Origin of the sequence: Streptomyces sp. 8K308, from assembly GCF_004348315.1 — a bacterium.
GTDB lineage: Bacteria > Actinomycetota > Actinomycetes > Streptomycetales > Streptomycetaceae > Streptomyces.
The window spans coordinates 19,609-27,549 of record NZ_SMKC01000062.1; the positions used below are offsets into that span (position 1 = coordinate 19,609).

Genomic DNA, 7,941 nt, shown 5'->3' on the forward strand with positions numbered 1-7,941 from the left:
GCAGTTTTCCGGCAAAGCAAGTTGAAACTAAGGAGATGACGACGATGCGCGGACCCGCCCGCCCTGTCGAGACGGTCGTCGAGGTGGACACCAGAGCCGTGGGCACCACCATCTCGCCCGACCTGTTCGGGGTGTTCTTCGAAGACCTCAACTACGCGGCGGACGGCGGTCTCTACGCCGAGCTGGTGCAGAACCGGTCCTTCGAGTACGGCTCCGCCGACCGGTCCGCCTGGCACGCCCTGACCGCCTGGGAACTGCTGGAGCGGGACGGCGCCGCCGGATCGGTCACCGTCTCCACCGACGCTCCGCTGCACCCGGCCAACCCGCACTACGCGGTGCTGCGCACCATCGCCGCCCGTACGGCGGGCCGCGGGGCGGGATTGCGCAACGAGGGGTTCGACGGTATCCCCGTCCGGGCGGGTGAGGCGTACGACGTCAGCCTCTTCGCCCGCCTGGCCGACGGCACTGCGGACCGTCTCATGGCACGGATCGAGAGCCGGGACGGCAGTCGGGTCCACGGCCAGGCGGAGCTGGGACCCCTCCACGATGCCTGGGAGCGGCACACGGCGGTCATCGTGTGTGAGGCGACTGACCCCGACGCCAGGTTCACCCTCACAGTGGCCGGGGTGGGCACCGTCCACCTGGACCTGGTCTCGCTCTTCCCGCAGGCCACCTTCCGTGGCCGGCCCGGTGGCCTGCGGGCCGATCTGGCGCAGGCGATCGCCGACCTGAAGCCGAAGTTCGTGCGCTTCCCCGGCGGCTGCCTCGCCCACGGGCAGGGGCTGGGCAACATGTACCGCTGGCCCGAGACCATCGGGCCGCTGCACGAGCGCCGCCAGCAGCCGAACATCTGGCACTACCACCAGTCCATGGGCCTGGGCTACTACGAGTACTTCCAGTTCTGCGAGGACATCGGTGCCAAGCCGCTGCCCGTCGTCCCGGCCGGCGTCTGCTGCCAGAACACGGAGGTGACCGGGCAGGTCGGCATCCCTCAGGAGGAGATGCCCGCCTACGTCGCCGAGGTGCTGGCCCTGGTGGAGTGGGCCAACGGGCCCGCCGACTCCCCCTGGGGCGCCCTGCGCGCCGCCGCCGGCCACCCCGAGCCCTTCGGCCTGGAATACCTCGGCGTCGGCAACGAGGACACCATCACCGACACCTTCCGCGACCGATTCGCCCGCATCCACGACGCCCTGCGCAAGCACCACCCCGAGATCACGGTCATCGGCACCCTCGGCCCGGCCCCCGCCGGCGAGGACTGGGAGAAGGGCTGGGCGTTCGCCCGCGAGCGGCACGTCCCCATCGTCGACGAGCACTCCTACAAGTCGCCGCGCTGGCTCCTGGAGAACACGCGCCGCTTCGAGACCATGGACCGCCAGGGCCCGCACCTGTACATCGGCGAGTACGGCAGCTGGGGAAACAACGGGCGCAGCGCCATCGCGGAAGCGGCCTACATGATCGCCATGGAGCGCAACGGCGACGTCGTCCGGCTGGCTTCGTACGCCCCGCTGCTCGCCAAACGCGACCGCACCCAGTGGCTGCCCGACCTGATCTACTTCGACAACACCCACGTCTGGCCCACGCTCAACTACCACGTCCAGCGGATGCACTCGGTGAACTCCGGCGACACCGCTCTGCCCGTCACCGTCACCGGAGCACCGCAGGAGCCACCCGTCCCGGAGAGCCCCCGGCGCGCTGTCCGCATCGGCACCGGAGCCGACACCCGCGCCGAATTCACCGACGCGCGCGTCGCCTCTCCGGGCGGCGATCCCGCGCCCGCCCCCGATTTCACCGCCTGGAACGCCGAGTCCGGCACGTGGGTGACGGACGGTGAGGGCGGCGTCCGGCAGACGGCGGGCGGCACGGATGCCAAGCTGCTGCTGCCGGACGCCGTGGACGGGCCCTCGTACGCCTTCTCCGTACGGGCCAGGAAGACCGGCGGCGCCGAGGGCTTCGTCCTGGGCTTCGCCGGAACGTCGCCCGGCAGCTGGTACCAGTGGACGCTCGGCGGCTCGCTGAACCGGTCGACGTGGCTCCAGCGCGTGGACGACGGCGTGCAGGACGACCTCAGTGACCGTGTGGCCCTGCCGGTCGAGACCGGCCGTTGGTACGACCTGCGGGTCGAAGTGGACGGCCTGCGCATCCGCTGCTACCGCGACAGCGAGCTGGTCCACGACATCGAGGACATCCGACCGGTCCCGGAGGTCTTCGCCGTCTCGGCCGTCCGCGACAGCACGGCCGGTGACGTGATCGTCAAGATCGCGAACGCCACGCCCGAGCCGGTCCCCGTCCGCCTCCGCCTGACCAGCGGGGATGCCGACGCGGATGTCCTGCGCACCACGCTCACCATCTCCCCGGACGCCACCAGCCGGTTCGAACCCGCCCCGGCCACCCCCGTCGAGGACCGGCTGACCGGGCCGGTCTGCGACATCCCGCCCCACTCGTTCACCGTCCTGCGCACGCGTGGACGGGAGGCGTAGCATGCGAGCGGGTTCTGGGACCACAGACCGGGGGAGAGCGTGGTAACGATTCAGGATGTGGCGAAGGCCGCCGGAGTCTCGTCGATGACCGTTTCCAACGTCATCAACGACCATCCGCACGTGCGCAGGGCGACGCGTGAGAAGGTCCTGGAGGCGATGGCCCGGCTCGACTACCGGGTCAATGCCGCTGCCCGCAATCTGCGCAAGGGCCGCACCGGAACCATCTGTCTCGCCATTCCCCAGGTGAACAGCCCCTACTACGGGCGGCTGGCCGCCACCATCATCACCGCGGCCGAGCGGCACAACCTCCGGGTGAGCATCAAGCAGACCGACGGCTCACCCGAGAAGGAAATGGAGGCACTGTCCCTGTCGCGCAACCGGCTCTACGACGGGCTCATCCTCAGCGTCGCGGGCATGGGGCAGGCCGACGCCGAGCGGCTCAAGGCGGACCACCCCGTGGTCATCCTCGGCGACCGGATCTTCGGCGGCCCCGTGGACCACGTCGCCATGCCCAATCTCGACGCCTCCCGCGCGGCCACCCGCCACCTCATCAACCGGGGCTGCCGGCGCGTCGTGTTCCTGTGCGGATCGCTGGAGGAAGTCGACACCTCCAGCCTTCGTCTCGCCGGTTACCGGCTGGCGCTGGAGGATGCGGGCCTGCCGCCAGACCCCGCCCTGATTCAGCAGGTGGGCGGGCTCGGCATGCGCGACGGTGCGCAACGCGCCCGAGAGATGGCGGAGAGCGGGCTCGAATTCGACGGCGTGTTCTGCGTGACCGACTCCCTGGCCATGGGTGTGCTGCGGGGCCTGGCGGACGCCGGGGTACGGGCGCCCGACCAGGTGAAGGTGATCGGGTTCGACAACGTCGAGGAGAGCGAGTTCTTCATCCCCTCGCTTTCCACAGTTGACCCGGACCACGACGGCATGGCCGAGCGAGCGGTTGACTTCCTGACCAGGCGCATTGAGCAGACCGAGCCCTCGACCCGCCACGAGGAGTTCGTCGGCGGCTTCTCGGTGGTGACCCGGGAGTCAACAGGCGGCTGAACCCGCCGAGAGCCGCCGGCCCCGCATGGGGACCCGCCTCGAGACGGCTGCGGAGGTGCACTCCGGCCGACCCTCGATCTGGCCACACGGGTGTTGCTGGTGGGCAGGGCGGGTGCGCCGGGACCAGACTTGCGGGCGCCGGGCGAACGCCCACCACAACCCGCTGGAGCCATTCCTGCCGGAGGAGCGGCTGCGCAACAACCTAAGCGAAAACCCGACGTCGCGGGAGGGAAACGTGGCGTCGGGCATCGGAAGGCGTTCGCGTCCCAGCCAGTTGGTGGTCACGTGCTGGCCGGGACGCATGCCGGGGCCCCGGTTACATCACCGCACCAGGCGCACGTCAGCTGGTTCGAGCGATCCGACAGCCGAACCCGGTGACGGTGTCGTCTTGGTAGTTCCACCTGCTCCTGTCGCATTCCAGGAAGGGAACGGCGTCACCACCCGAGGTCCTGAGCAGCAACTGCTCCGGGCTGTCGGGATCCTTCCCCCAGCCAGCCCCACAGTCCCTCCCGGTGACCCGCACGTCGGTTTCGACGACGAACTTCGAACAGAAGTAGTCGATATAACCGGCGTGTGCGGCGGGCGCGGTCAGGACTACTGCCGCGACGGCCATGGGCATGGCGGTGGTGACGGTGGCCACGAGACGGGCGATCCTGTGCTTCGTCACGGCTCCTTTTTCTCCAGGCAGTCGCCTGGCATGCCATCTCTCCCCACACGCGCACAGCGATCACCCGGTGACGGTCGACATCACCACTTCCGGAGGGCGTACTCGAACCCACCGGGGGGCGAGGCCGAGACGGGCCAGTGCCAGGACCGCACCAACTGGCCCGCCACGCGCCCTCGTCGCCGAGGTCAGGGTTTCACGGCGAGGAGTCCGTACTGGCCGACGCCGGGCCCGGAGACGGCGGTGTCGGGGCGCCAGTGGTCGACCGGGACGACGCCGGGATCCAGGATCGTCAGGCCGGCGGCCGGGGCCGCCAGCTCCGCCAGTGAGGCGAAGAGGTGGTACGGCATGGCGCCGGTGGCGTTGTAGGCGTCGGCGGCCTCCGTCATGCCGGGGGTTCCCGCCCAACTGTCGCACAGCGTGAGGTAGCTGCCGGTGGCCAGCGCGGCGGTGTAGCGCTGGATGACGGCGGGGGCCCTACCGACCGGCAGGTGGCCTAGCATGCTCATGGCGACGAGGGCGACTGGCCGGGACAGGTCAAGTGTGTCGGCGGCCCGGTCGAGCACGGCGTCCACGTCCTGGATGTCCGCGGCGATGTAGTCGGCGGCGCCTTCGGGTGTGCTGGGGACCAGCGCGCTGGCGTGCCGGATCAGCTCGGGGTCGATGTCCACGGAGACGATCCTGGCGTCGGGGGCCAGGTCCTGGGCGAGGCGGTGGGTGTTCCCGGCGCTCGGCAGACCGGTGCCGAGGTCGATGAACTGACGGACGCCCGCCGCGACGAGATGCCGGATGACCCGTGCCTGGAACGGGCGGGTCGCGCGGGCGCCGGCCGCCAGCTCCGGGAAGCGCCGCTCGGCCTCCGCCGCGGCCAGCAGGTCCGCGGGCCGGTGGTCCGTCCCGCCGGTGAGGGCGTCCCAGAAGCGATGGCTGGCGGGGACCTCCGCGCTCTCGTCGGCGGAGTGCTGGCGGTCCGGTCGGTCGGACATGGGTCTCCGATCATCGGGACGGCCCGAACGGGCCGGCGGTGAGCACGAGTTCGTCCACGGCCATCATGCCGCGCCGGGCCTTGTCGACGGCAGCCCTCGCGCGCGGCCCTCGCGCGATGGCAGCCGAGCAGGCCGTGGACCGCCGATCCGGAGATCCACCTGCCGATGGGCGGCTACTTCTGACAGGCGCGGCGGACCGGGTAGGACTCATGGGAACGTGGCCACCTGCGCTCCATCACCGAGATCCTGCGGAACCCGCCCCAGTGAGGCGACGCCGGGGCGTCCGCGCGGACGCTGGTGATGGAGCAGCCGGGTCGACGCCTCCGAGAGAGAACGCATGCCCGCCTGCTCGACCGCGCCGCTGAAGCGGACGATCCCCGAGCGGGCCCCGGCCTTCGCCGTCGCGTCACATCGTTGGGGTCGGCCTGCCGTGGCCGACGACAGTCTCTCCGTGCCCAACGCGGTCACGCCGCACGACGCCTGGTTACCGAGTCGGCTATAGGCAGCCCCTATAGCACTCGCTCGTTTTTCGTCTTTGCCTCTCAATCCGTCCCGGATCTACGGTGAAACGGCTCGACGAGGCCAGAAGCGCACCGTGGTTATCCGGAATGAGTTCCCGGTGTGCGTCGCCCCTTTTCCGGTCGAGCGGATCGACAGGCAACCGAAAGGATCAGCGGCGTGGTCACAACCAGGAAAGATTCGGAAACGCGAGAGCTCGCGGGGAAGCGAGCTCTGGTCACGGGCGGTTCGCGCGGAATCGGGGCGGCCGTCGTGCGGCAGCTCCTGGACGCGGGCGCCGAGGTACTGACGACCGCCAGGTCGGCGACGCGTACGGTGCCCAAGGGCGCCGCCTTCGTGGAAGCCGACGTGCGGACCCGGGCCGGGGCGGAGGCAATCGCCGCGGCCGCGCGGGAGACGCTCGGCGGGGTGGACATCCTGGTCAACAACGCGGGCGGAGCGCGACCTTTCCAGCACGCCTGGGCCATCCCCGACGAGGAGTGGCAGGACCAGCTGGACCTGAACTACCTGGCGTCGGTGCGGCTGGACTCGCTGCTGACCCCGGGGATGCGTGAACGGCGTTCGGGGGCGGTCGTGCACGTCTCCACGGCCGCCGTTCCCACCTCGGCACCGCCGTTCCTGCACTACACGGCGGCGAAGGCGGCGCTGCAGAACTACAGCCGGGGACTGGCCCTGGAACTGGCCCCGTTCGGAGTTCGGGTCAACGCGGTGTCCCCCGGCAGGACCGCCACCCCCGGCGGCGAGGCGACGCGGGGGCAGTGGGCGAGCCTGGACGAGGGGCCCGGCCAGGACACCACCACCCCTCCGCTGGGACGCGATGGCCGGCCCGACGACATCGCCGACGCGGTGCTGTTCCTCGTGTCGGACCGGGCGAGCTGGCTGACCGGAAGGAACCTCACCGTGGACGGCGGGGAATTCCCGGTGGGTTGACGCCGACGAGGCGAAAGAAGGAACTAAAACGGAGAGTTGAACACCGGAGCACGTGTACTGATCAGCGGCCGTTCCCAGAGCACACACTCGACGACACTTACGCCGCGGGCGCCGAGTTCCTGGTGGACGGCGGCATCACCCAGTTGTGAGCAGGCGGTGACCCGCTACCGGAGAAATCGGTGTAGTACCAGGTCTCCTGACGCAGAAATTTGAGCAGGGCCATTTCCGCCGGGCCCGCGCCGGGCCGGATCGCGGCGACGGTGGGCATGGAGACGGCGGGATGGACGGGACGCGTGAGGTGCTCGAACCCGGGAGGCACCGCAGAGGTCGGAACGAGAGTCACCCCCAGCCCGTGGGCGGCCCAGCGCACCGCGGTCGCCGTCTGGGAGACGCGGGCGACCGTCGTCGGGGCGAGCCCGTTGTCCCCTAGCACGTCCCGCAGCGTGCCGTCGAGCGCGCTGCCGTGGTCGAACCTGATCCACGGCTCCCGCGCCACGTCGCGCAACTCGACCCGGTCCGCGGCGAGCCGCGCGTGCTCGGGACTCAGCACCACGACGAACTCCTCGTCGCCGAGGTGGTGGCTCTCGTACAGGTCTTCCTCGCACGGCCCGGCTATCAGGCCGAGGTCCACCACGCCCCGGCGCGCCAGCCGCTTCAGCTCGGCGGGGTTCGCCTCCTCGAACACGGTGATCTCCAGCCGCGGGAAACGGCGGCGCAACGCGATCAGCGCGCCCGGCAGCTGCCGCGTGCCCAGTCCCATCTGCGCCGCGACCACCAGCTCGCCCTCCAGCTCATCGGCACCGGCCCGCGCCGTCGCCTTCGCCTGTCGCGCCGCCCTCACCGTGACCTCCGCGTCCCGCAGGAACGCACGACCGACCGCGGTGGGCACCAGCCCGGCCGGCGTACGGGCGAACAGCGTCACCCCGAGTTCCCGCTCCAGGCTGCGAATCTGCTGTGACACCGACGGCTGAGCGACACGCAACACCTCCGCCGCCGCCGTCACCGAGCCCGCCTCGGCCACGGCCAGGGCGTACTCGAACTGACGAAGAGTCAACGCCTCCCGCCCCTCCCAACGCTGGACCACGACCCACCGCGTTGGACAGGCCGCGAAGAGAGCAACGCGATTCCGGACCGGCCGCATTCCCGTTCCCGCGCAGGCAGGAAGCGGCCTTCGGGGTGTTCGGTCCGCGGGCGGCCGCGGGGAAGTTCGGGCGCGGCCCGTCAGCGTTGTCGGTGGGTGTTGAGGCGGGCGGCCTGGCGTGTCAGGTGGGCGCGCTCGGCGAGGTTGGGTGCCTTGTGGGCCGCCTCGGCGTACAGTCGT

6 protein-coding genes are annotated in these 7,941 nt (G+C 70.8%); 3 read left to right on the top strand and 3 right to left on the bottom strand.

The window, feature by feature from the left end:
* Positions 1 to 44: 44 nt before the first annotated feature.
* Positions 45 to 2,477: an alpha-L-arabinofuranosidase C-terminal domain-containing protein gene (locus E1265_RS12270; RefSeq protein ID WP_243740717.1), complete on the top strand. Its 2,433-nt coding sequence runs from the start codon at positions 45 to 47 to the stop codon at positions 2,475 to 2,477.
* A gap of 57 nt (positions 2,478 to 2,534) precedes the next feature.
* Entirely contained in the window at positions 2,535 to 3,521 is a 987-nt protein-coding gene (locus E1265_RS12275; protein ID WP_243740718.1) for a LacI family DNA-binding transcriptional regulator, read from the top strand.
* A gap of 340 nt (positions 3,522 to 3,861) precedes the next feature.
* Here E1265_RS12275 and E1265_RS36990 read toward each other — a convergent pair whose 3' ends face one another.
* Positions 3,862 to 4,188 carry a hypothetical protein gene (locus tag E1265_RS36990; RefSeq protein ID WP_165953734.1) on the bottom strand — a complete coding sequence of 109 codons (327 nt, stop codon included), beginning with the start codon at positions 4,186 to 4,188 and terminating at the stop codon, positions 3,862 to 3,864.
* 185 nt (positions 4,189 to 4,373) lie between these two features.
* Positions 4,374 to 5,171, bottom strand: coding sequence for an SAM-dependent methyltransferase (locus E1265_RS12280; RefSeq protein ID WP_132930329.1), 798 nt, complete (start codon positions 5,169 to 5,171; stop codon positions 4,374 to 4,376).
* Between the two features lie 678 nt (positions 5,172 to 5,849).
* Here E1265_RS12280 and E1265_RS12285 point away from each other — a divergent pair.
* Entirely contained in the window at positions 5,850 to 6,620 is a 771-nt protein-coding gene (locus tag E1265_RS12285; RefSeq protein ID WP_132930330.1) for an oxidoreductase, read from the top strand.
* Positions 6,621 to 6,717: 97 nt separating this feature from the next.
* Here E1265_RS12285 and E1265_RS12290 read toward each other — a convergent pair whose 3' ends face one another.
* On the bottom strand, positions 6,718 to 7,674 hold the full coding sequence (locus E1265_RS12290; protein WP_132930331.1) for a LysR family transcriptional regulator: 957 nt from the start codon (positions 7,672 to 7,674) through the stop codon (positions 6,718 to 6,720).
* Positions 7,675 to 7,941: the final 267 nt, after the last annotated feature.

What these genes read in the sequence shown, in the direction of transcription:
- E1265_RS12270 (WP_243740717.1), top strand. Translation starts at nt 45, where the DNA reads ATGCGCGGACCCGCCCGCCCTGTCGAGACGGTCGTCGAGGTGGACACC.
- E1265_RS12280 (WP_132930329.1), bottom strand. Translation starts at nt 5,171, where the DNA reads ATGTCCGACCGACCGGACCGCCAGCACTCCGCCGACGAGAGCGCGGAG.